At 72.3% G+C, this 24097-nt stretch carries 11 protein-coding genes; 2 read left to right on the forward strand and 9 right to left on the reverse strand.

Going from position 1 to position 24097, the window contains the following annotated elements:
* Nucleotides 1–4 precede the first annotated feature (4 nt).
* Genes ACSDR0_RS42200 through ACSDR0_RS42215 form a run of 4 tightly spaced genes read right to left on the reverse strand, consistent with a single transcriptional unit; the run spans nucleotide 5 to nucleotide 15421 of the window.
* Nucleotides 5–1984, reverse strand: coding sequence for a Gfo/Idh/MocA family oxidoreductase (locus ACSDR0_RS42200; RefSeq protein ID WP_435294590.1), 1980 nt, complete (start codon nucleotides 1982–1984; stop codon nucleotides 5–7).
* Nucleotides 1981–3147 carry a saccharopine dehydrogenase NADP-binding domain-containing protein gene (locus tag ACSDR0_RS42205; RefSeq protein ID WP_435294591.1) on the reverse strand — a complete coding sequence of 389 codons (1167 nt, stop codon included), beginning with the start codon at nucleotides 3145–3147 and terminating at the stop codon, nucleotides 1981–1983. The genes ACSDR0_RS42200 and ACSDR0_RS42205 overlap by 4 nt, the downstream gene beginning before the upstream one ends.
* On the reverse strand, nucleotides 3144–8681 hold the full coding sequence (locus tag ACSDR0_RS42210; RefSeq protein ID WP_435294592.1) for an amino acid adenylation domain-containing protein: 5538 nt from the start codon (nucleotides 8679–8681) through the stop codon (nucleotides 3144–3146). The genes ACSDR0_RS42205 and ACSDR0_RS42210 overlap by 4 nt, the downstream gene beginning before the upstream one ends.
* Nucleotides 8678–15421, reverse strand: a complete 6744-nt coding sequence (locus ACSDR0_RS42215) for an amino acid adenylation domain-containing protein (RefSeq protein WP_435294593.1) — start codon at nucleotides 15419–15421, stop codon at nucleotides 8678–8680. The genes ACSDR0_RS42210 and ACSDR0_RS42215 overlap by 4 nt, the downstream gene beginning before the upstream one ends.
* Before the next feature lie 183 nt (nucleotides 15422–15604).
* Between ACSDR0_RS42215 and ACSDR0_RS42220 the strand changes: the two genes are divergently transcribed.
* Entirely contained in the window at nucleotides 15605–17239 is a 1635-nt protein-coding gene (locus ACSDR0_RS42220; protein WP_435294594.1) for a (2,3-dihydroxybenzoyl)adenylate synthase, read from the forward strand.
* Between the two features lie 49 nt (nucleotides 17240–17288).
* On the opposite strand, the gene ACSDR0_RS42225 is transcribed toward ACSDR0_RS42220, so the two are convergent.
* The 5 genes from ACSDR0_RS42225 to ACSDR0_RS42245 all read right to left on the reverse strand — a co-directional run bounded on the left by ACSDR0_RS42225 (nucleotide 17289) and on the right by ACSDR0_RS42245 (nucleotide 22669).
* Nucleotides 17289–18851, reverse strand: a complete 1563-nt coding sequence (locus ACSDR0_RS42225; protein ID WP_435294595.1) for an ABC transporter ATP-binding protein — start codon at nucleotides 18849–18851, stop codon at nucleotides 17289–17291.
* The gene (locus ACSDR0_RS42230; protein ID WP_435294596.1) at nucleotides 18848–19708 is read right to left on the reverse strand and encodes an ABC transporter permease; all 861 of its coding nucleotides are present in this window, start codon (nucleotides 19706–19708) and stop codon (nucleotides 18848–18850) included. The genes ACSDR0_RS42225 and ACSDR0_RS42230 overlap by 4 nt, the downstream gene beginning before the upstream one ends.
* Nucleotides 19705–20658: an ABC transporter permease gene (locus tag ACSDR0_RS42235; RefSeq protein ID WP_435294597.1), complete on the reverse strand. Its 954-nt coding sequence runs from the start codon at nucleotides 20656–20658 to the stop codon at nucleotides 19705–19707. Before ACSDR0_RS42235 ends, ACSDR0_RS42230 begins: the two co-directional genes overlap by 4 nt.
* Entirely contained in the window at nucleotides 20655–22256 is a 1602-nt protein-coding gene (locus tag ACSDR0_RS42240; RefSeq protein WP_435294598.1) for an ABC transporter substrate-binding protein, read from the reverse strand. Before ACSDR0_RS42240 ends, ACSDR0_RS42235 begins: the two co-directional genes overlap by 4 nt.
* Before the next feature lie 161 nt (nucleotides 22257–22417).
* Nucleotides 22418–22669, reverse strand: a complete 252-nt coding sequence (locus ACSDR0_RS42245; RefSeq protein ID WP_435294599.1) for a ferredoxin — start codon at nucleotides 22667–22669, stop codon at nucleotides 22418–22420.
* A gap of 672 nt (nucleotides 22670–23341) precedes the next feature.
* On the opposite strand from ACSDR0_RS42245, the gene ACSDR0_RS42250 reads away from it, so the two are divergent.
* Nucleotides 23342–23944: a hypothetical protein gene (locus ACSDR0_RS42250; protein WP_435294600.1), complete on the forward strand. Its 603-nt coding sequence runs from the start codon at nucleotides 23342–23344 to the stop codon at nucleotides 23942–23944.
* The last annotated feature ends 153 nt before the right edge of the window (nucleotides 23945–24097 follow it).

The raw sequence follows: 24097 nt of genomic DNA on the forward strand, positions 1-24097 counted from the left end.
GGTGTCAGGGGAGAACGGGGCGTGGGGAGGGGACAGGGGAGGTCGCGACCGGCTGCCGGGTGAGCTCGGCCAGTGGTGGCGCCCCTGGCCGGGCGGGCAGCAGTCGCGCGTGCAGCCCGGACTCCTCGGCCACCTGCCGCAGCCCGAAGGGAATCCACCGGTAGGAGTCGTGCACCAGGCGTACCGGGACGTCCTCATCGTCCCGGTACACCCGCCAGGTGGTGTGCAGCCGCATCGTGGCGGGGTCGTCCTGGTCGGGAGCGCCGGAGAACCACCATTCGTAGCGGTGGCGACCGGCCCGGGCGGTGGCCATCCGGGCCTCGGGAAGGACCAGGGGGCTTTCCACCCCCATGAGCTCGACGATGACGACACCCTTCGGGGACAGGCGTCGCAGCAGGCGCTCCCACAGCCGCCGGCGTTGCCCGGCGTCCAGGTGGCCGAGCACACCGCACAGCAGGACGGCGCTGACGCGGTCGGGCAGCTCCAGCTCCGGAGCGGCGTCAGCGGTGATCGTCACCCTGGGGCGCAGGTACGGGTCGCTGAAGACGCGGCTGGTCAGGACGGCCCGCATGCCGGTAGCCGGTTCGCAGGCGAGGATCTCCGCGTCGGGCCGGGCCCGGGCGACGGCCTCGGTCAGCAGGCCGGTACCGGCCCCGATGTCGAGCACCGGCCCGTACGAGAGGTCCGCGCCGGCCAGTGCCCGCGCGACGGCAGGGGCGCTCGCGCCGGCGGCGTGCTCGGTGGCGACGAGATCGAAGAACTCGGCCGACGGCGTGTACGAAAGCTCCACCGCGCCAGCCGCGCCGGACGGGCCGGACGCCTGCGATAGAGGAAGCGGCCCGGATCCGGTGCCAGCGGGGGAGCCGGGTGCGGTGATCGGTCCCCGTGCTCCGGCCGGGGCCGACCGGGCGGGGAACAGCTCGCCGACAGGAAGGGGGCGTGGCGCGGGCGGCCGGATGATTTCCGGCGGCCCGAGCCGTGCGGCCAGATCGGACCAGATACGGCACACCGTCAGGTCGTACTGCGCCGTCCGCAGGACGTCCTCGCCGTCGGCCACGGCCTCCCGTAGCCCGTCGAGCGCGCGGCCGACGGCCTGGGGCCACAACCCGGCGAACACCTCGCGGAACGTCCCGGTGTCGCCGACGACCGAGGTCGTCGTGAGGCCGAGGTCGCCGGCGCCCGGCCCGTCGAGCACGAACCGGCGGCCGTCGTCCCGGTCGACGTGCAGGCGTGGGCTCCACAGCAGCGGCCCGTGGGTGTCGGCCAGCGTGAGGACCCCACCCTCGGTGCCCAGCGACACCCGGTGCCAGTGCAGGGCGTGGTTGTCGCGGTCGGCGGGGTCGAGCTGGTGGTGGACCCGCACGGTCAGCGCCACCCCGCCGAGGACTCCCTGCAGGAGGCGAAACGGCTGCGTGCCGACCTCCGCGGGCAGGGCCAAGGGGTCGGTGAACCGCCAGGGGCGCAGTGAGCCGAGTGCCCGCCCGAGGATGTCCACCATCGGTTGCATCAGGTGGACGGGGGTGGCGGCGTCGAGGAACAGCGGCTTTTGACGGGCGGTGAGCCTGCGGGCGGCCTGGATGAACGCGCGCACCGGCTCGACGTGCGGGTAGTGCGTGTTGAGCCGGTACTGCACGCGGTGGCGGCGGGCGAGTTTCAAGCACTCGGTCAGCTCGTCCAGATGAACGGGGTGTTCCTGCAGGACGTGGACGCCGCGGCCGATCAGGGCCTTGGCCAGCGCGGTTCCCTCTCCTCCCGATATCGATGAGCCGACCACGACGCATGCCGCGTCGATGTCGTCCGGCAGCCGGTCGACCTCGGTGTGGTGAGGGACACCGAGGCCTCGCGCGTAGGCGCGGGAGGCCTCGGAGCCGCGGCTGAGAATCGCGGCCAGGGTGTAGCCGGGGTGGGCCAGGACGGCTTCGGCGTAGAAGCGGCCGAAGTTGGTGCCGCAGACGACCACCCGCAGCGGAGCTTGCTCATTCACAGAACGCCCTCCTCGACCGGATCGCCGGCGCGCGGTTCTTCGGCGGACCTGGACAGCTCGAACCGGTCGACGGCCCCGCCGCCGCGGAGCCGGTCGGCGACGGTGTCCGGGTCGAGCACGTCGCAGGCGAAGTGCACGCCGGGCGGGACGCTCGCCCGCGAGATCGCGTCCACGGCCAGCGCCCCGACGGCGGCGGTGAGCCGGTAGCTGCTGGCGGTGCGTACCGTCAACCGGCGCCACGCGGGCCGGCCGGCCGAGGTGCCGGTCAGCTGGAAGTCGAGCACGTAGTAGGGCGTGCGCCCGGCCAGGTCGAGGTCGGCGGCCAGGATCAGCCGGGCGGCGAGTTCGCCGAGGTCGGTTCCTGAGGCGAGGCGGCCCGGTAACAGGTTCAGCAGGGCGCGTACCTGCGGGCCGGGGTGGACGTTGAACCAGTCCACCCGATCCAGCCCGAGACGCGTGGCCAGGCGTTCGCTCTCGCCGCTGAGGAAGGGCTGCACGGCCACCCGGCCGGGAAAGCCGCCGATCTCGGCGTCCTCGACGGCCCGCAGCGCCCGGGAGATTCGGCGCCCGCCGCGGACGGCGGCCAGCGGTTCCCCGTAGGCGGCGCCGTTCGCGCCGCCCGCGGTGAGGGAGAGCATCAGGTCGACGGCCACGGTCGGGGAGCAGGACTCCAGACCGCCGCAGTGAGCGGTCAGCGCCGATACCTCGTCCAGATCCTGGCGGGCGAGCCAGCGCGGCAGGATGGCCGACAGGCCGGGCAATGCTCCCGCGGACAGGATCACGGTCCGGCCCTCGCGGGCCGGGTCGCCGTCAGCGAGCAGGTCTTCTGCGGCCGGGTCGTCGCCGGCCACGTCGACGCAGTGCGCTCCGGCGGCCAGTGCGGCCGAGGCCACGGTGGCCCTGAGCCGGTAGGTCGGGCCGACGCAGTTGAGGACGACGTCGCATCCTCGTACGAAGGCGGCCAGGCTCGCGGCGTCCTCGACGTCGGTCCGAACGATGTCACCGGCCCCGGCGAGTTCCTGGGCGGCCACGGCCCGCAGCGCGTCCGTCCGGCGCCCGCCCAGGCGCAGCGCGCCGTGGCCGAGGTCGCGCAGCTCGCGGACCGCTGCCCGTCCCACCGCGCCGGAGGCGCCCAGCACCCCGATGATGGGCGTGTCGCTCATCGGGTCACCGCGCCGTCGGTCAGCTCGGCGAGGATCTTCAGCACCGCGGGGGCGTGCTCGACCGACAGGCAGCTGAAATGGTCGCCGCCGATGTCGATGATCTCCAGATCGCCCAGGGTGAGCTCCTGCCAGTACTCGGTGACGGCGGCCTTGCTGCCGGGGAAGGGGTAGGCGCCGTCGTGCCGCAGGAAGGTGATGTCGCCGGCGTAGGGTTCGGCGCTGTAGCGGGTGATGGCGAAGACGCTTTGGCGGTAGGCGGAGAACAGCCGGGTCATGTGGTCCGGTTCGTAGCTGCCGGCCGAGGCGGGTACCGCCTCGCACATCCGGGCGATGCGCGTGGCGCGGGGTACGGTGGCGAGGTCGCGGAAGCAGGTGGCGACGTCGGCGTACTCGCCGGTGAGGGCGGCGAGCCCGCCGTCGGGCAGGACGCCGGGACTGCCGGCCAGCACGGCGTCGGTGGCGGCCGCCACCCGGTACTGGTCGTCGGGGAAGCCGAGGTCGGCCGGGTCGATGCCCATCATCACGGCGAAGGAGTACTCCGACAGCAGTTCGTCGTCGAGGCGGAACCTCGGGCTGTGGCTGCTGATGACCGTCAGGCTCTCCACCCGGGCGCCGGACTCGGCCAGGTTGCGGGCCACCTCGGTGGCGATCAGGCCGCCCAGGCAGTACCCCACGACGTGGAAGCGCTCCTCGCCACCCGCGGTCAGCGCGCTGGCGTAGTCGGCCGCGAGCTGCTCGATGAGCCCCTCAGGCGAGGCGGCCAGATAGCGGTCGAGGCCGGGAACCTCCAGGCCCACGACGTCGGCGACTCCGGGGGAACGCCGCCTGATCTCGGTGACCAGCGCCCGGTACGGCATGATCGTCCCGGTTCCGGCGTGGACGAGGACGGTGACGGGCTCGTCCGCCGAACGGGCGCCGTGCAGGTGGATGACGGGATCGACCGGCGTGTCGGGCCGGTCGGCCGACGGCTCACCGGTGAGGCCGCGCAGGAAGGCGGCGAGACCGGCCACTGTCGGGCGCCGCAGCATGTGCCGCAGCACGACCTCCCACTCCAGTTCGGCGGCCTGCGGGATTCGCTCCCGCAGCCGGCCGACCATGCGGGCCACGAGCAGGGAGTCCCCGCCCAGGGCGAAGAAGTCGTCGGTGCGGCCGACGTGCTCCACGGCCAGCAGCTGCGCCCACAACTCGGCGAGCCTGCTTTCCAGTTCGTCCATGGGCCGCTCGTCGGCGGTCGGAGCCGCCTGCGTGCCCTCGCGGGGCAGCCAGGAGCGCAATTGGTTGCGGTCGGTCTTGCCGTTGGCCGTGCGGGGCAGGGCGTCGACGATCTGCCACAGCGACGGAACCATGTACTCGGGCAGCCGGGTGGACACGCCGCGCGTCAGCTCGCCCGCCGTGACGTGGGTGCGGTCGGCCTTCAGGCGGGCGAGGAAGAGTTCCTGGCCGGTGGCGGCCAGCGGGTCGCCCGGTTCCGGGAGCGAGACGACGTCCACCGCTCCGTGCCGGTCCAGCAGGTCCAGCCACTGCGGCCGGGTGAGGAAGGACTGCCCGTTGTGCGCCCTGTGGTCGGTCCAGGTGCGCCCGGCGACCTCCAGGAACTCCATGGACACCAGCAGCGGGTAGTGGTCGTCGCGGGTGTTCTCCACGAACACCAGGTGGCCTCCGGGCACCAGCAGCTCACGAAGCCGGGCGAGCGCGGCCTCGGTGTCGCAGGCGGCGTGCAGGGTGTTGGCGCACACCACGACGTCGAAGGAGTTGGGGAGAAATCCCTGCTCGCGGAGGTCGTCGTCCACGTCGAGGCGTTCGTGGCGCACCCAGGGGTGGTCGGCGAAGCGCTCGCGCGCCTCGTTGAGGAAGAACGCCGACGGGTCGCTGAACACGTAGTCCACGCCGTATTCGGCCAGGACCGGCACCAGTTCGCCGGTCGTGCCGCCGACGCCGCCGCCGACCTCCAGCACGCGCAGCCGCTCCTCGCCCGCGTGGCCGGCGGCGATCTCCCGCACGGCGGCCACGAGGGCCTGGTTGAGGTGGCGGATGGCCAGGTTGTCGCGGTAGGCGGCGTCGGCCGCCTCCACGCTCGCGCCGGGAAAGAGCAGCGCGCGGATGTCGAGGTCGCCGGAGATGAGTTCGGGCAGCCGGTCGGCGCAGGTGCGCATGACCCCGAGCAGTTCGCTGCTCCAGCCGACCTCCCGCTCCAGTGCGGTGGCGCGCTGCCAGGCGTGCTCCAGGTCCGCCGCGGAGGCCGGGCGCAGCCCGCCGAAGGTCGCGGTGGCCTCGTCGTACGACAGCCGGCCCCGGCTGGTGAGCGCGCGCAGCCACCGGCGTAGGACATGGCGGTGACGCGGGGTGGATCGCAGCGCGGCGCAGATCTCCTCGGCGGTGTGCCCGGCGCTACCGGCGAACAGGCCGGCGCCGGTGAGCACCCGGCTCATCACCGAGAGCGCGACCTCGTCGAGCGTGTCGAGGAAGGCGGTCAGCCGTTCGGTGTCGATCCGCGCGGAGGCCTCGTCTACGGCGTGCGCCGCGGCCTGGCGCGCGCGGACCGCGGATGGGGGTGCGGGCTCGTCGGAGCCGTGGTGCGCGGTTTCGACGAACGCGGCCAGGCGGCGCCCGCCCGAGGCGGAGTCGTCGACCAGGACCGCCCCCACGCCGACCGAGGGGTGGGCCTGTAGGGCGGCCTCGATCTCGGCGAGTTCCACCCGGTAGCCGCGGATCTTCACCTGGGCGTCCTCGCGGCCGAGGAACTCGATGTTGCCATCGGGCAGGTAACGGCCCAGGTCGCCGGTGCGGTAGATCCGCTCACCCGTGGCCGGATCGGTGATGAAACGCTCCGCGGTGCGGGCCTGGTCGCCGAAGTAGCCCATGGCCACTCCGGCTCCGCCGATGTACAGCTCACCGGCGACCCAGTCGGGCCGGGGCCGCAGGGCGTGGTCGAGCACGGCGAAACGCTGGTTGGTCAGCGGGCGGCCGTAGGGGATGCTGGGACGGGCGGTGTCCACCGCGCCGACCGGATGCGCGATCGACCAGATGGAGCCCTCGGTGGCGCCTCCCAGGGAGATGACCTCTAGACCGGGCAGGATCGTCCGCGCCTCGTCAGGCAGGGTGACCGGGATCCAGTCGCCGGACAGCAGCGCCAGGCGCAGTGTGTCGTCCTGGCCGGGAGGTTCCGAGCGCAGCCAGTCGCAGAGCATCTGCAACTGGCCGGGCACCGAGTTCCACACCGTGACGTCGTGACTGGAGATGAGGTCGGCCCAGTGCGAGGGGTCGCCGCGGCGCCCGGCCTCGGGCAGCACCAGCACGCCGCCCGCCGACAGCGGGCCGAAGATGTCGTAGACCGACAGGTCGAAGCCCAGCGAGGCGATGCCGAGGACGCGGTCGCCGTCGGTGACGGCGTAGCGGTGGTTGATGTCCTGGACCGTGTTGAGAGCGGCTCGGTGACTGATCATCACCCCCTTGGGCGTGCCGGTGGAGCCGGAGGTGTAGATGACGTAGGCCAGATCGTCGGGGGCGGCACGGCGCGCCGGGGCGGTGCCGGGGGCGTCGCCCTCGGCACCCTCGGGCAGGTGGTCCACCACGACGGCCGACACGTCGTCGGGTAGATCGTCGACCTCCGCCAGCCAGGACTGGGTCAGCACGGTCCGGACGGCGGCGTCGGCGAGGATCGCATCGCGGCGGGCCGGAGGCTGCGCGGTGTCGACGGGCAGGTAGGCGCCGCCGGCCAGCAGCGTGCCCAGCACGGCGACGACCTGCTCCCAGCCCTTGTCCATCCAGACGGCCACCGGTTCGGCCGGGCGGAGCCCGGCCCCGACCAGCAGGTCGGCCACCCGCGTCGCCCGCCCGAGCAGCTGACGGTAGGTCAGGGTGCGCTCGGAGGAGCGCACCGCGACCGCCTCGGGGGCGGCCAGGGCGCGGGCCAGGACCGGCTCGTGAAGCAGCGCGTCCGGCAACGGGCCCTGCGTCGCGTTGACCTCGGCCCGGCGGGCCGCCTGAGCCGCGGGCAGTTCGACGCGGGCCGGCCGCTCCCAGGCGTCCTCGGCCTCGGCGCCTTCGGCCGCCAGCAGTTCGACCAGCGCGACGTAGGCGCCGAACATGTCCTCGGCGACGCCGTCGGGCAGGGCGCCCTCGCGGATGTCCCAGGACAGGACCAGTGTCTCGCCTCGCTCCATGACCTGGCAGTCCAGCCACACCTGCGGGGTCTGGGTGAGCGCGTAGGAGACCTCCGGCGGGATGCCGTCCGGCGCCCCGGCGCCGCCCAGGGCGCTGGTGAAGACGACCGGCATCAGCACGGGGGCACCGGCTCGGCGCGACAGCTCGGCCAGCACCTCCGAGCCGGTGAACAGCGGGTGTTCCAGGTCTTCCAGCAACTGGACGCCGATCTCCCGGACCCGCTCGGTGAAGGAGGCCGATGCGGTCAGGTCCACGGCGAGCAGCTCCACCGAGGTGAAGTCGCCGACGAGACGGCCGATGTCCTGGTGCAGTGCCGGACGGTCCACGGTCGGCACGTTGAGGGTGAAGCGCGCGGTGCGCGACCAGCGGCCGACGATCTCGGCGTACGCGGTGAGCAACACCGTCGAGACGGTCAGCCCACGCTGTTTGGCGCGCTCGCTCAGGCGCCGCCCGGCCTGCGCCGACAGCGGCCGCTCCAGGCGGCGGAACCGGACGTCACCGTTATCGGGGTGTTCGGTGGCGGCCCAGGGTTCGGTGGTCGGCAGTTCCGGCGGGGGCGGCAGCTCCTCCAACCGCGCCGTCCAGTACTCCCGGTCCCGGGAGTAGGCGGGGGTTTCCGTCAGAGCCCGCCGGGCCAGAACGTAGTCCCGAAAGGTGATGCCGAGCGGGGCCGGTGCGCCGGCGCCGTCGCGGTACAGGTGGTGGAACTCGGCCAGCAGGATGCGCAGGCTGGCGTGGTCGACGGTGAGCATGTCGAACGACAGGTGCAGCACGGCCCGCCCGGGGGCCCGGGTGATGTGCACGTCGAACAGCGGCCAGCGGTCGGTGAGCCCGCGGCGCAACGACATCCTGGCGCGGGCGTCGTCCAGGGCGGCGTTCAGGGCGGCGTTGGCCTGCGCCGCGTCGGCGGTGTCGGTGTCGGTGACGCTGACGCGCAGCTCGGGGGTCTTCGGCAGCACCCGCTGGTATCCGTCGGTGTGGACGACCGCACGCAGCATGTCGTGTCGTTCGATCAGGCTCTGCCAGGCGGCGGCGACGCGGTCGGTGTCGAGTTCGGCGTACTCCAGCTCGACGTAGGCGTGGCAGGCGACACCGCCGTAGGCGTAGGCGTCGACCCGGCCGATCAGGTAGGCGGCCTGGATGCCCGTCAGGGGGAAGGGGTCGTGGCGGCCTTCCTCGTCGTGGTGCAGGGTGCGGCTCTCCTGCGACTCGGCCAGGTGCCGCAGGATCGCGTCCTTGTGGGCGCGCAGCTCGGCGCGCCGCTCGTCGGTGAGAAAGCCCTTGGGCGCCCGGAAGCGCAGTTGCCCGTCCTGAGCCCACAGGACCACGCCGTCACGTGCGTATCCGGCCAGCAGCTCGGTGATGTTCACAGTTCTCCGATTTCGATGTCGGTCGCGCCGGCGACCGTTGCGGTGATCTTCGCGGCGAGGGCGGCGATGGTCGGTGCGGCCAGAAGAGTGCGGATCGTGATACCGGTTCCGAAACGGCGTTCGATCGCCGACACCAGGCGGATCGCGGACAGGCTGTCCCCGCCGACGGTGAAGAAGTCGGCGTTGCGATCTGCCGCCGAGCCGGGCAGCTGGGCCTCCCACAGTTCGGCGAGGGCGCTCTCCACCTCCCCTTGGGGCGGCTCGGCGCCGGCCGAGGAGGTGTCCCGGGCGGCCAGCAGGGCCAGCGCGGCGCGGTCGACCTTGCCGTTGGCGGTCAGTGGCAGCGCGGCGAGCAGCAGAATCCGGGAGGGGACGGCGTAGGCGGCCAGACGCTCGCCGAGCCAGCCGTGGAGCCGGTTCAGGAGCCGGGTCGCGTCCGGTCCGGATATCTCGTGGTCGGCGGGGGGAGCGGCCGGGAGCTCGCGGGGAACGGCGAAGGCGACCAGCCGCCGGGCGGTGCGCTCGCCCGCGGCCACCACGGCGGCCCGCGAGATGTCCGGGTGGGCTTCGATGGCCGCCTCGACCTCGCCGGCCTCGATGCGATGTCCGGCGATCTTCAGCTGGGTGTCCAGCCGGCCGAGGAACTCCAGGAGTCCGTCCGAGCGGTAGCGGCCAAGGTCGCCGGTGCGGTACCAGCGCTGCCCGTCGTGGGTGGGGAACTTCTCCGCGGTGCGGCGCGGATCGCCCAGGTATCCCATGGCCAGCCCGGCGCCGCCGATCCACAGTTCGCCGGGTGTCCAGTCGGGGCAGTCGCGGCCGAAGTCGTCGACGACGCGGTAGCGCTGTCCGGTCAGCGGGCGTCCGTAGGGGATGGACGCCCAGCCGGGGTCCACCTTCTCGACGGTGAGGGTGTTGGACCACACCGACGCCTCGGTGGCGCCTCCCATGGCGACGAACCGGCAGGGCCGCGTGCTGAGGGCCCGCAGCCGGCCCGGCAGGTCCAGGCCGATCCAGTCGCCGGAGATCAGCGCGACGCGCAGCCCCCGTAGTGCCCCGGTGTCCGTTACCGCGTGCTCCTGGGCGTCCAGGAGGAGGTCCAGGAGCGCAGGCACGGTGTTCCACACCGTCACGTCGTGGCGGTGCACGAGCTCTGGCCACCGCCGGGGTTCGTGTCGCAGCTCGTCGGTGGGCAGCAGCAGTGATCCTCCGGCCGACAGCAGGCCGAAGATGTCGTAGACCGACAGGTCGAAGTCCAGCGCGGACAGGGCGAACACGCGGTCGCCGGGACCGATGTCGTGGCGCGCTCCGATGTCGGCGACGGTGTTCCAGGCCGCGGCGTGGGAGATCTTCACCCCCTTGGGCTCACCCGTCGACCCGGACGTGAAGATCACGTAGGCGAGTGCCTCGACCGGTACGTGACGTGGCCGCTCCAGCGGTTCATGGTTCAGCGCCTCCCGAAGGGACATCACCCGGTGCGCCCCGATCTCCTCTGGCGCGCCGGTCCGCGGCGGTTCGGGCCGCTCGCCGAGGGTCAGGCCGATTCCCGCGACCGCCCGTATCCGGTCGCGGCGGCCGGCGGGCTGGTCCAGGCCGACCGGGACATAGGCCGCGCCCGCGGCCAGGACGCCCAGCACGGCCGTGATCTGCTCGGGCCCCTTGGGCAGGCTGACCGCGACGAGGTCACCTGCCCGCACGCCGCGCTCCAGCAGGGCGGCGGCGGTGCGCAGTGCCTCGTCGGCGAGCGCGCCGTAGCTGGTGGTGCCGCCCTCGGAGGTGACCAGTGCCGTCCGGTCCGGTTCGGCGGCGGCGCGTTCGAAGAACGCCTCGTGCAGCGGCCGGGGTGTGACCGGGTCGCCCTCCTCCTCCAACGCCACCTCCGCACGCCGCCGCCGCTGCGCGGCGGGCAGCAGGTCCGGGATCGGTGCGCTCCAGTCGCCGTCGGCCAGGTGGTGGATCAGCCGGGTGTGGGCGTCGAACATGGCGTCGAGCACGCCGTCGCTGAACAGTTCCTCCACCGCGTCCCAGGTGACGACCAGTTCGCCGGATTCCTCGGTGACCTGGTTGTCCAGGATGACCTGGGGGGATTGGGAGATTCCCCACACCTTGGGCGGGAAGCCGGAGGCCGGGTCGGACAGTCCGGCGTCGCCGACGCCGAGCGCGCTGGTGAACACCACCGGCGCGGCGGCGTCGAGGGTGCCGGCACGGCGGGCGAACTCCCGCAGCAGCCAGGCGATCGGCACGTCCTGGTGGTCGAGGTCCTCGGCCTGCCGCCGCTGCAGCGCGGCGGCGGCAGACAGCCAGCCGTCGCCGGATCGGCGGTAGGCGGCCAGGGACAGGGAGGTGAAGTCGCCCAGGACGCGGTGGACGTGCGGGTGCACCTCGCGCCGGTTGAACAGGGTCAGGGTGAGGGTGAGGGCGTCGGTTCCGCTCCAGGTCGCCAGGACCTCCCCGTAGGCGGCGAGCAGCACGGTGGACGGCGTCAGGCCGTGCCGGGCGGCGCGCCCCTTGACGGCGTGCCAGGCGGCGGCGTCCAGGCGCAGCTGCCTGCGGGTGAACCGGGGCGTCTCGAGCAGCGCCGGATTCCGGTCCAGGGGCAGCGCGGGGACGGGCGGCAGCTCCTCCAGCCGCGCCTGCCAGTGGGCGCGGGCCCGTTCGGTGGAGCGGGGGTCGGCCGCAAGCCCGGTGAGGTAGTCGCGAAACGACAGTTCGACCGCCGGGAGCGAGGTGTCGGGGTCGGCGTACAGGGCGTTGAGCTCGGCGTACAGGGTGGTGATCGACAACGCGTCCAGGACGAGATAGTCCAGGCCGACGGCGAGCCTGGTCCGGACCGATCCCGAAGGGTCGGGGTAGCGCACCGCCGCGACGGCGAAGAGCGGCCAATGGCCGGGGTCGCGGACCTGGTGCGACATCCGCTCGCGTAGAGCGGCGAGGGCCTCGTCGGCTCCGGCCTCGTCGGTCTCCCGGCAGTCGATACGATACGGTGCGACGCTCTCCAGCACCTGCTGCGTGCCGTCTCGCACGACGGCGCGCAGCATGCCGTGCCGCTGGATGAGGGTCTGCCAGGCCCGCTCCAGCCGTCCCAGGTCGACCTGCGCGCCGTCAAACTCGCTGTAGTGCCAGGTTCCGACGCCGCCGAGGGTGAAACCGGGGTCGCGTCCGGTGTGGTAGGCGGCCTGGACGTCGGTGAGCGCGAAAGGCTCATGGGCGCGGCCGGGATCGGCCGCAAGGACGGGGGCCGACGCGGTGTCCGGGCCGGGGGCCTCGAGCTCCAGTGTCAGCAGCGCGCAGAATTCCCGCAGGACCGGGTTGGCGAAGAGCGCGGCCACGCGGGCCCCGCCGACGCCGGCGGCGCGCAGCCGGCCAATCATGCGGGTCGCGATGAGCGAGTCCCCGCCGAGGGCGAAGAAGCCGTCGCCGCGGCCCACGTCGCGCACCCCGAGGAGTTCGGCCCACACGCCCGCGACCACGCTCTCCACCGGGCCGGACGGGGGTTCGGCCGCCACGGGGTGCTCGCGTGCGGAGGCCGTCAGGACGCGCCGCACGGCCGTCCGGTCGAGTTTGCCGTTGGAGGTGAGCGGCATCGCGTCCATGACCAGGACGTGCTCGGGAAGCATGTACGCGGGCAGCCGTTCGGCCGCCCGGCTCCGCAGGGCGTCGGGGTCCAGGGAATCGCCGCCCGCGGGCGACACGGGCGACACGGCCGCTGCGAGGCGGCGGACCGGGCTCTCCAGCACGGTGGCCACCGCGTGCAGCACGTCCGGATGTTCCTCCAGCACCGCTTCAACCTCGCCGAGTTCGATACGGTGCCCGCCGATCTTCACCTGGTGGTCGGCGCGGCCAAGGAACTCCAGAACGCCGTCCGGCCGGTAGCGGGCCAGATCGCCGCTGCGGTACCAGCGCTCGCCGTCGTACTCGACGAACCGGGACGCGGTGCGCTCGGGATCGCCGCGGTAGCCGGTGGCGACACTCGGGCCGCCGATCCACAGCTCACCGGGCACCTGGTCGGGGCAGTCACGTCCACGCCCGTCTACGACGCGGGCCCGCATGTTGCGCAGCGGCACGCCGTAGGGGATGGACTTCCACGAGGGATCGACCTCGTCGACCTCGAAGACGGTGGAGTGCACGGCGGCCTCGGTCATGCCGCCCAGAGCCACGAAACGGCAGCCGGGGACGAGGGCGCGCAGCCGGGCGGGCTGGTCGAGCCCGACCCAGTCGCCGCCGAGCAGGACCAGGCGCAGCGCGTCGCCGAGTCCGGTGTCCTGGCCCGCCGCCATGAGCAGGTCCAGCAGCGCGGGCACGCACTGGATGATGCTGACGTCGTGCTCGCGGACGAGGTGTGCCCAGTGGTGGGCGTCGCGCCGGTGCTCCTGGCCGACGACGACTACCTGCCCGCCGACCGACAGCGGGGCGAAGATGTCGTAGGTGGCGAGGTCGAAGTCGAGGGCGGAGATCGCCAGCGTGCGGTCGCCGGGACCGACGCCGAACTGGTCCCCCATCGCGTCGATGGTGTTGACGATGGCGCGGTGGGAGACCTCCACCCCCTTGGGCATCCCGGTCGAGCCGGAGGTGAACAGCAGGTACGCGGCACTGTCGGCTCCGGGGTGGGCGACGGGCCCGGGAGGTAGCTCCTCGGCGTCGGCCAGGCGCAGCACGGTGACTCCGGGCAGGTCCGCGCACAGGTGGGTGTGGGCGTCGTCGGTGAGCACGACGGCCGCGCCGGCCATGGCGTGGATGCGGCCGCGCCGGATGGCGGGCTGTTCCACCCCGACGGGCGCGTAGGCGGCTCCCGCGGCGAGCACCCCGAGGACGGCGGTGATCTGGTCGGCGCCCTTGGGCAGGGTGATGGCCACGGTGTCGCCCTCCCGCACGCCGTGGCGGCGCAGCAGGGCCGCCACCTTGCGCGCCACCAGGGCGAGGTCGGCATACGTCAGCACGTCGCCGTCCTCCGTGACGACGGCGACGCGGCCGGGCCGCTCGTCGGCGAGGTGGAAGAAGCGGGTGTGCAGGACGTGGCCGGGCTGTGGGGCCGCGGGCAGGGCGGCGACGGCGCGGACCGGGAGCCGATCGGCGTCCAGCAGCGGCCCGACGGGCAGCAGCCAGGCCTCTGAAGTGGTGAGGAGGCCGGTGACCAGGCGGCGGTAGGCGTCGAAGGCCGCGTCCGGTACGCCGGGGGCGAGCACCCCGTCGCGGACGTCCCAGTTGAGAAGGAGCCCGCCGTCGAGTTCGGTGACCTGGGCGTCCAGGAAGACCTGGGGGCCCTGGGAGATGATCCACACCGGGCGGCCGAAGGTCGCCTGGACGTCCGGCTCGAAGATCTCACCCAGGCCGATGGCGCTGGTGTAGACGACGGGCGCGAGGACGGGGGCGCCTTCGAGGCGCGCGAGGTCGCGCAGCACCTCGACGCCGCCGTACGCGCCGTGGGCGACCCCCGCCTGCAGGCCCTCCTGCAGTCGCCGGGCCTGTTCGGCGAAGGGCAGGGCGGTGCTCATGTCCGCGTCAAGCAGGACGGAGCTGCTGAAGTCGCCGATGAGGTCGGCGACGTCGGGGGTGAGCATCTCCCGGTCGAACAGCGGGAGGTTGAGCAGGAAGCGGTGGGTGTCGCTCCAGGCGGCGATGACCTCGGCGAACGCGGTGGCCAGGGCGGCGGCGGGGGTGATGCCGTGCAGCCGCGCCCGGGCCAGGAGGGCGGCCTTGGCCTCCGGGTCCAGCCAGTGATGCAGGCGTCTGGAGTGGGTGAGCGCGGAGTCGGCCGCCGACATCGGCCGCAGCGGGTCCACCGTCGTGGGCAGCCGGGGCGCCCGGGGAAGGTCAGGGAGCCGGTCGCGCCACCACCGGGCGGCCCGCTCACGCTCCGGGCCGCGACGCCGGGCGTGTTCGGCCAGGTAGCGGCCGTAGCCGAGGCCGAGGGCGGGCAGTGACGCACCAGGCCGCTCATACAGCCGGCGCAGATCGGTGAGCAGGACGCGCAGGCTCAGCGCGTCACCGGCCATCATGTCCAGGTCGAGCTGGAGCCTGGTGCGCCCGCCGGGCAGCAGGCACAGGGAGACCCGGAAGACCTCGCCCGCCGCGATGTCGAGGCGGCCGTGGGTGTGGCGCTCGCGCAACGTCTCCAGCGTGTCCGCGGCATCGTCGGCGGGCAGTTCTCGCAGGTCGTGGAAGACCAGACCGGTGCCGGACGTGCCGTAGCGCTGACGGCCCTCGTCGTCGAAGCGGGCCCGCAACATGCCGTGCCGCTCGGTCAGAGCGCGCAGCGCCCGATCAAGCCGTACGGGATCCACTCCCTCGCCGTCGAGCTCGACGTAGAAGTGGGCGGCGACGCCGCCCAGCGGCTGGCCGTCCTGCCGGCCGATCCAGTAGGCGTGCTGCATCGTCGCCAGCGCGAACGGCGTCTCCTCGTCGTGACCGGGATCCGGGACGAGGGCGGGAGAGGGCGTGTCGAGGGAGACCTGCCGCGCCTTCTCCGTCAGCAGGGCGCTCCAGGAGCCGAGCACCGGGTCCTGGACCAGGTCCCGGAAGGTGACGGCGATACCGCGGCGGCGCCACTGGCCGACGAGTCTCATCACGGTGAGGGAGTCGAGACCGAGCTCGAACAGGTCGCGCTCCTGGTCGATCTCCTTCGCCGGTATCCCCAGCGCCTGAGCGACCACCTCGCGTACGTCGTCCGGAGCGAACGCCGGTGCCTGCGAAAGCGGCTGTGCGGGGGGCGAGGTCTGTTCTGGGACGGCGTGTTCGTCACTCAAGGGTGGGTTTCCCTCCGGTGTGGGCTCTCGGATGTTCGTGGTGCTTGCCCGTGGCGTCGCGTCAGCGGAAGGACGTGCCGATGGAGCAATATAGTAGAAATGATTATCATTTCTGCTTGTGCATCTTAAACAGATGAACGAGGCACATGCCACTCCCAGCGGGAGACGAAGAAGGGGATCGCCATGACCCAGCCCCAGACCCATCCGGTCTGGCCGCACGCCGACGCGGAGCGTTACCGTCGCGCCGGATACTGGAGTGGCCGCACATTCGGCGCGCACCTACGTGAGTGGGCCGCGCGGCACCCGCGACGAACCGCACTCGTCGACGGCGACCGCCGCTGGACCTACGCCGACCTGGACGCCGAGGCGAACCGGCTCGCGCACGGACTGCGGCGGCTGGGCCTGCGCAAAGGCGACCGCGTCGTGGTCCAGCTGCCCAACTGCGCGGAGTTCGTCCAGCTCTGGTTCGCCCTCCAGCGTCTCGGCGCGGTGCCCGTCCACGCCATGCCGGGACACCGCCGCGCCGAGATCGGCCACCTGGTTCGCATCTCGGGCGCGGTGGCCTGCGTCATCCCCGACCGGCACGCCCGCTTCGACCACCGTGGGCTGCTGCGCCACATCCTCACCGACCAGGCCGGGAGCGGCACGCTGCGCCACGTGGTGGTGGTCGGCGACCCGGGCGCGCATCGCGACTTCACACGTTTCGAGGACCTGACGACCGACGCCGCACCCGTCGCGACCGGCCAGGAGGATCCCGACGCCGCCGACCTGGCGCTGCTGCTGCACTCCGGCGGCACCACCGGCCTGCCCAAACTCATCCCGCGCACCCACGACGACTACGCCTACAACGCCCGCGCCGCCGCCGAGATCTGCGGGCTCGACGAGCACTCCGTCTATCTCGCCGTCCTGCCGATCGCCTTCAACTTCACCTTCGCCTGCCCCGGCGTGCTGGGCACTCTGGCCGTCGGCGGCACCGTCGTCGTGGCGCCCGATCCGAGCCCGCAGACCGCCTTCGCGCTGATCGAACGCGAGCGCGTGACCATCACCTCGCTCAGCCCGCCCCTGGTCCCGCACTGGATGGAGGAAGGTGCCCGCAGCGCGGCGGACCTCGGCAGCCTCAAGGTGCTCCAGGTCGGGGGAGCGCGGCTTGCCGACGATGTCGCCCGCAAGCTCGGCCCCGCGCTGGACGTGACGGTCCAGCAGGTCTTCGGCATGGCCGAGGGACTGATCAGCCTCACCCGCCTGGACGACCCCGAGGAGCTCATCTGCACCTCCCAGGGGCGCCCGATCTCTCCGGACGACGAGATCCTCATCGTCGGCCCCGACGACCGGCCCGTCGCCGACGGACTCCCCGGCGAACTGCTCACCCGCGGCCCCTACACCCCGCGCGGCTACTACCGTGCGCAGGAGCACAACCTCATCGCCTTCACCCCCGACGGCTTCTACCGCAGCGGAGACGTCGTACGCCGGCTCCCCACGGGTCACCTGGTCGTCGTCGGACGGATCAAGGACCAGATCAACCGCGGCGGCGAGAAGATCGCGGCGATCGAGGTGGAGGAGCACCTGCTCACCCACCCGCTGATCACGGAGGCGGCGCTGGTCGGCGCTCCCGACGACAAGTGGGGCGAGCGCTCGGTGGCGTTCCTGGTCTGCGCCGGGCCGGTCCCGGGGGCGAGGGAGCTGGCCGCTTTCCTCGGAGAACGAGGACTGGCGCGGTACAAGGCACCCGACCAGGTGGTGGGGATTGCCGCCATGCCGCTGACCGCGGTCGGAAAGATCGACAAGAAGGCCCTGGCCGGAACGCTCTCACCGGCCTGACACCATCGTGAGGGGAAGAAGGCGACCTCATCCCCCTCCCCTCACACGCCTACACCGGGTTTCGTGCCGGGCCCATACGGGAGCAGCCGACCAGTTCTCGTGTCACCGGGTGCTGCGGCCGGGCGAACACCCGGCCCGGTGGGCCCGACTCGACCACCCGCCCGCCGTCCAGCACAACGACCCGGTCCGCATACTGCGCCGCCTCGGCCAGATCGTGGGTCACCAGCAATACCGTCAACCCCAGCGTCCGGCGCAGCGAGGTCAGCAGGTCCAGGACGCCGGCCCCGATCTCCGGATCCAGCGCCGAGGTGATCTCGTCGCAGATCAGCACCCGCGGCGCACCGGCCAGGGCCCGCGCCAGGTTGACCCGCTGGCGCTCACCGCCGGACAACTCGCCTGGCCGGCGTGACAGCATCGCCGGCGCCAATCCGACCAGTCCGAGCATGCGGCCGGCCTCGGCGGTGGCCTCCTCGGCCGGCATTCCCCGCAGGCCGGTCAGCGGCCGCGTCAGCGCGGTCCGCACGGACTCTCGCGGATTGAGCGCCCCGCGGGAGTCCTGGGCCACCAGCTGCACCGCACGGCCGCGCCCTGAAGTGGCAGGCGGCCCATCGGGGCCGTCCCTCCAGTCGGTCGTGCCCCGCGCCGCGCGGTGCAGGCCGACCAGGCAGCGGGCAAGGGTGGTCTTGCCGGAACCGGACGGCCCCACCACGGCCGTGCACGTGCCGGCGGGGACGGTCAGCGAGACCCCGTGCAGGACGACCCTGCGGCCGTGCGCGGCCGACAGATCGCGTACCCGCAGCTCACCCCGGTTCTCACCGACAGCCGTGCGGGGAGCCTCGGTGTCCGCGCGGCCGGTGGGCACGATGGCGCGCGGCCCGGCCGGCAGCACCGTCCGCGGAGGACCGGAGGCGGTGATCCGTCCGTCCTCCAGCCGGATCACCTCGTCCGCCAGCGCCACGACCCAGTCGGGGTCGTGACTGACCAGCACCGCCGCACGGTCACCGTCTCGCACCAGTTCGGTCAGCAGTTCGCGCATCTGGTGGGCCAGCACGGTGTCCAGGCTGCCCGTCGGCTCGTCCAGGACCAGGAGCCGCGGACTGCCCGCCAGGGCGGCGGCGAGAGCCACCCGCTGCGCCTGCCCGCCGGAGACCTGATGGGGGCGGCGCCGCAGGAACGCCCGGTCGACCGGCAGCCGTACCGACGACAGCAGCGACCGGACCTGCCCGGCGACATCGGAGAGTCCGGGAGAGCGCAGCCGTACCGCCTCCGCCACCTGGTCCCCGATCCGCAGCGCGGGGTTGAGGGAGGCCGCCGGATCCTGCCCCATGAACGACACCACCCGGCCACGCAACCGGCGGGCTCCCGACCGGTCGAACGGGTCGAGACCGGCCACCCGCACCACGCCGGAGCGCCGTTCCAGGCCAGGGCGCACGTGGCCGAGCAGGCTCAGCGCCAGGCTGCTCTTGCCCGAGCCGGACCGCCCGACCACCCCCAGCACCCGCCCGGAGGCGAGGGCCAGCGTCGCCTCCCGCAGGACGGGAAGGCCGCCGCCGACCGGAACCAGCGTCAGCCCCGTGACGTGAAGGAGTGCCTCGCCGCCCACGGTGGTCATCGCCGCTCCCCGGATGCCGCGTCGGCGAACCAGTCGGCCAGCAGGCCGACGCAGACCGAGAGCAGCACGATCAGCAAGGTGGGTGCGAGGAAGGGCACGACCGTCAGGGGGGCGCCGGGGATGTTCTCGTTGATCATGCGTCCCCAGTTCGGGGCCGGGGCGCCGCGGCCGAGACCGAGGAAACCGGCGGTGGCGGTGAGGTGGACGGAGGCGACCAGCCGCAGGGCCGTGTCAGCCAGTGCCGGTCCGGTGATGTTGGGCAGGATGTCGTGGCGCAGTACGGCCCACCTGCTGTCGCCTCGGGCGTAGGCGGCCTCCGCATAGCCGGTGACGACGACCTGCCGGGTGGCCGCGCGCAGCACACGCACCGAGAACGGAGTGGTGGCCAGGGCGACGGCGGCCACGACCGCCAGGTCGCTGCCGGGGAAACCGGCCGCCAGCACGAGAATGAGCAACAATGCGGGAAGCACCGCCAAAGCGTCCACGAGCCGCAGCACGAGATCGCCGACGCGGCGGGGCGCGAGCCCCGTCAGCACGCCCGCGGCCATCCCCGCGGCCCCGGCGACCAGCGTCGCGCCGAGGCCGGTGAGGACGATCACCTGTCCTCCCCACAGCACCCGGCTCAGCACGTCCCGGCCCAGGACGTCGGTACCCAGCGGATGGATGCCGTCCGGTGGCTGGAAGGGCATCCCCAGCTGCTCGGTCGGGCTGTAGGGGGCGACCAGCGGCCCGCACAACCCGACCGCGACCACGACCAACGCCCCGGTCCCGGTGAGCAGCGGCAGCCATCGGCGGCGTGGTCGCGCGGGAGAGCCAACCGCCCGAAGCCCTCCCTCTCGCATCAGGACGCCCGTCATCGCCGATCCCCGCCCACCGGATCGAGCAGCCGTCCGCAGACGTCACCCAGCAGCAGGATCAGCAGCATCACCGCGGCCAGGGCCGTGGCGATGCCCTGCACCATCGGGATGTCCCTGGCCGCGACGGCCCGTTGGAGCTCGCGGCCGATCCCGGGATAGTCGAAGACACTCTCCACGACCACGGCCCCGCCGACCAGCACACCGGTGATGAGCGTGAGGGCCTGCACTGCGGGACCGACGGCGTTGGGCAGCACATGACGCAGGGCCAGGCGCAGGCCGCGCACCCCGTTGAGCCGGGCCGTCTCCACGTACGGGGAGGCCGCCACGTCCGCCGCCGAGACGCGAATCAGCCGGGTGGTCGTGGCCAGGGCGACCGCGGTGAGGGTGAGGACGGGCAGCACCAGGCCCTGCGGGGCCTCCAGCGGGGTGCCGCCCAACGGCACCAGGGAGACCCGCGGCAGCAGGTCCAGCCATACCGACAGCACGGCGATCAGCAGCGCCGCCGACACGAACTCCGGTATTCCCGCCGCGACCTGGGCGAGGGAGGAGATCAGACGGTCGGCGGTGGTGCCCGCCCGCAGGCCGGACGACAGGCCGAGCAGCACCGCGAGCGGAACGGTGAAGGCGAGGGTCAGGCCCGCCAGCAGCAGGCTGTTGGGAAGCCGGGCCCCCAGCACCTCCACGACCGGCCGGCGCCCGACGAATCCGGTACCCAGGTCGCCGCGGACCGCGCCGAGCGCCCACCGGGCATACCGTTCGGCCACCGGCCGGTCCAGGCCGAGGGCGGCCCGGACCCGGGCGCGTTCCGCCATGGAAGCGTCGGTGCCCGCCACCGCGCTGACCGCGTCTCCCGGCAGCACGGCCGTGGCGGCGAACACCGCGCCGGACAGCAGGACGAGCAGCATGGTCGCGCCGACGACCCGGCGGCCGACGAAGACCGCCCAGCTCACGTCAGGGCTGCCCGGGAAAAACCGGGGAACTGCTCGAAGAGGTCGTCCTGGATGCCGGTGACCCCCTTCGCCTGGGCGTTGACGTAGGGCTTGAACACCGGAAGTACCGTGTTCCCGTCTTCCCACTGCTCCTTTTGCGCCTCGCTTCCGATCCTCTTGGCCTCCGCGGGGTCGCTCTGCGCACGAGACTTGGAGACGAGCGCGTCGACGTCGGGGCGCTTCCAGCCGAACGCCGACGGCGCGCCGCCGGCCGTGCCGATCTGGTAGGTCGACAGGGCCGGGACCGGCACCTGGTAGGAGGCGGCCAGCGGCAGCTGAGTGTAGGCGGCGAAGTCGGCGAAGAGCTGGCCGGCGGGTAGCTCCTTGAGCGAGGCCTTCACCCCGATCTTCTTCAGGTCCTCGACGTACAGGGTCGCCACCTCCACCATGCCCGGAGTCTCCGGGCCCGTGGTCAGCACGATCTCCATCCCCTCGGCGCCGGCGGCCCTGAGCAGGGAGCGGGCCTTGTCAGGGTCGTGCGCCCGCTGCGCGAGCCCTTGCACGTAGTCGGGAAAGCCCATTGAGGGCAGGTCGTTGCCCACGGTGGCGTTGCCGTAGAACACCGTCCTCACCATGGCCTCGCGGTCGGCGGCGAGTTTGAACGCCTCACGCACCCGTTCGTCGTCGAACGGCTTGACGTTCATGTTCATCCGGAAGGACAGGCCGACCAGGTAGGGGCTCTTGGAGGAGACGAGGTCGAACTTCTCATGGGCGGACAGCGTACGAGCGGTGACGGGGGAGAGGTCGTGCACGAAGTCGACTTCACCGCTCGTCAGCGCACCGGCCCGGGCGTCGGAGTCGGCGATCGAGCGCAGTTCCAGACCGGCGAGGCGGGGCCCCTGCCCCAGGGCGGCTCCGTAGTAGTCGTCGTTGCGGGTGAAGGCGGCTCCCTGCCCGGCGGTGAACTCGGTGAGCGTGAACGGGCCGCACGTCGGCATACCGGTGGCGAACTGCTTCGTTCCGTCCTTGACGACGAGGAAGTTGCCCTGGCACAGGATCAGTCGGCCGTCGGCGATCGGACGAACGGTCGGCAGGATCACCTTGAGGTCGCCGTCCGCCTTCGCGCGGGCGAGGTCGAAGTTGAGCGAGGCCATCCGGTACACCGGCAGCGTGCTGCCCGCAGCGAGGGTCGCCAGGGAGTGCAGGACGTCGGCCGAGGTCAACGTGGAACCATCGGTGAAACGGACGTCGCGGCGAAGGCGCAGGGTGTACGTGGACAGATCCTCGGACACGTCGATGCCTTCGAGAACCCCGTAGCGAACGCCGTCCTCGGCGGCGGGGTCGAGATTGCCCAGGGTGGCGTGCCAGGCACGGGCCCGCACCAGGTCCATCGGGGTGGGGCCGTTGAAGAAGTCGAGGGTCTCGGACGCGCCACCACCGACGAAGGCCGCCCGGAGAGTACCCCCGGTCCGGGGCGTCCCGGAAGCCGCACCGGTCTTCGGTGACGCGGTGGAACCATCAGCGGAGCAGGCGGTGATCAAACTGGGCCCGGCGGCCAGCGCCACGGCGGTCAGGGCTCCCTGACGGAGGAAGCGGCGACGATCGAAAGGGCGGGACATGGTTCTCCTTGATGCGAGGGCAATGCGGTGGTGGCAGCCCGAATGGGGGCGGACCGCTTGTGAGGCAGATGCGTGGCGTCCCGGCGGCTCTGACCGGATGGTGGGGAGAGACGGGAGGAAACGGTGCGGGGAGTCGTGGGACGGAGACCGGGCGTGTCTGCTCAGCGGGCGGTGCCGTCGCTGACGGCGACGGCACCGGATGGGCACTGACGTACGGCCTCCCGTACGGCGGTGTGCAGCGAGGGCGGGGGAGTCCCGGTGAGAAGGACCACCAGCCCGTCGGGGCCCTGATCGAAGACCTCGGGAGTGGCGAGCACACATTGTCCGGCGCCGACACAGACCTCTGTGTTCACGGTCACCTCTGTGCCGGACCACGCGGAACCGGTCTCGAACGGCTCCGGGGCGATTGCCAAGACGCCTTCCCTTCCCTGAGTGAAGCTGTCAGCCGCTGTTCTCGACCGCGGAGAGCAGGAGGAGAGGAGGAGCGGTGGTTGCGCACGCCGGCCTGATCGCAGGCGAGATCGGTGTTCGCTACAGACTAATGGAAATGATAACCATATTTAAACTTCCAGGGCCTGCTCGTTGTCCACCGCCTCGCGGGCCGGTTGGTGGGGCCACCCTTCTTCGCCGGCCTGACGGGGGCTGCGGCTCTGCCGTCACGTCGAGCCCGTCAGCGAGTGAGTGGGTCGGGTGGCCCGGCGCTCAGGTCTGGCGCGAAAGTCCCCGGACCGGCGGGCGTGCGGCAGTGGACCCCGGTCGGGATCGTCGGACGGGTGCGCTGCGGGGGATGAACCGGCGGACGTTCACCGAGGGAGGTGCCGCCCTCGATGGCGGTGACGGCTACTTCCAAGGCCCGCCGTAAGAGGCCGGTGAGATGGACTAAAGACAGTCCACAAAAACGGGAGGCCGCCGAGCTGAAACGGAGTGCGTGGACGTAAATCGTTGAAAGCGGTAACGTCAGTCACCCAACCGCGCTTGGGGTTGTGAGGGTGAACGGGAGTCGCTGGATGTCCTCGAAAACGGCCAGGCCATCTCGCCCCGTGGCTCGGCCGAGCACTCGTTCGTCCGACAGGGCACGCTACATCGTGACCATCCTCGTCGCCGTCGCGATAGCCGGATCATTGGGTTACCTTTTCGGCCTCCCCGATGCCGGCCAGGCCGCCATCGCCGACATGCGGGAGGCGGAGGCGAAACGGGATGTCCAGCAGATCAGTGAGTTGACCGCCACGGCGCGTGTGACCGCCGGTGATCTGAACGGGGTGCTGTCCGGACTCGCCAAGGCGCTTCCCCAGGACAGGGCCCTCACCGCGCAACCGGCGCAGTCGGCGGAGATCGATGGGTGGCAGCGTGTTCTGCGGCAGGCGGTCGACAGGCATGCGGAGACTCCCTCCGGGACGACCGAGACCAACGTGGCTCGTATGGGGTTTCGTAACGCGGTGAGCGCCATGGCGATCGCGGTCGATGCGTACGCGGCAGGACAGCGACTTCCCGCGAATCTTCGCCAGGACCTCATCGATCTGGCGGCTCGCCAACGATCCACCGCCGTCGCGACGTGGTCTGTCGCGGCGACACAACTCGACCAGATCAATGTCAACGCCGGCAACGGCCACCAACATGTCTACCTGACGAGTGCTCCGGGAGAAGGGGCCATGTCCGCGGACACCATTCCGGAAGGTGCGCCCGGTTAGTTCCACCTGAGGTTCTCCTGGGTGAACGGTGCGGGTCATTCAAGAGGGCGGCCGACGAGCTGAGGCTTGGGAGTGTTGAAGCGGTCCGGGTCTGATGGAGGCTCGATTCCTTGAGAGGATCGAGTCATGGCACGTCCGTCCCCCTACCCTCCT

The organism is Streptosporangium sp. G11 (genome assembly GCF_051192615.1).
In the GTDB taxonomy this organism is placed as follows: Bacteria; Actinomycetota; Actinomycetes; order Streptosporangiales; family Streptosporangiaceae; genus Streptosporangium.

Excerpts from the sequence above, each read along its gene's own strand:
- ACSDR0_RS42220 (WP_435294594.1), top strand. The coding sequence starts at position 15,605 with ATGACCCAGCCCCAGACCCATCCGGTCTGGCCGCACGCCGACGCGGAG.
- ACSDR0_RS42205 (WP_435294591.1), bottom strand. The coding sequence starts at position 3,147 with ATGAGCGACACGCCCATCATCGGGGTGCTGGGCGCCTCCGGCGCGGTG.
- ACSDR0_RS42240 (WP_435294598.1), bottom strand. The coding sequence starts at position 22,256 with ATGTCCCGCCCTTTCGATCGTCGCCGCTTCCTCCGTCAGGGAGCCCTG.
- ACSDR0_RS42225 (WP_435294595.1), bottom strand. The coding sequence starts at position 18,851 with ATGACCACCGTGGGCGGCGAGGCACTCCTTCACGTCACGGGGCTGACG.
- ACSDR0_RS42230 (WP_435294596.1), bottom strand. The coding sequence starts at position 19,708 with ATGACGGGCGTCCTGATGCGAGAGGGAGGGCTTCGGGCGGTTGGCTCT.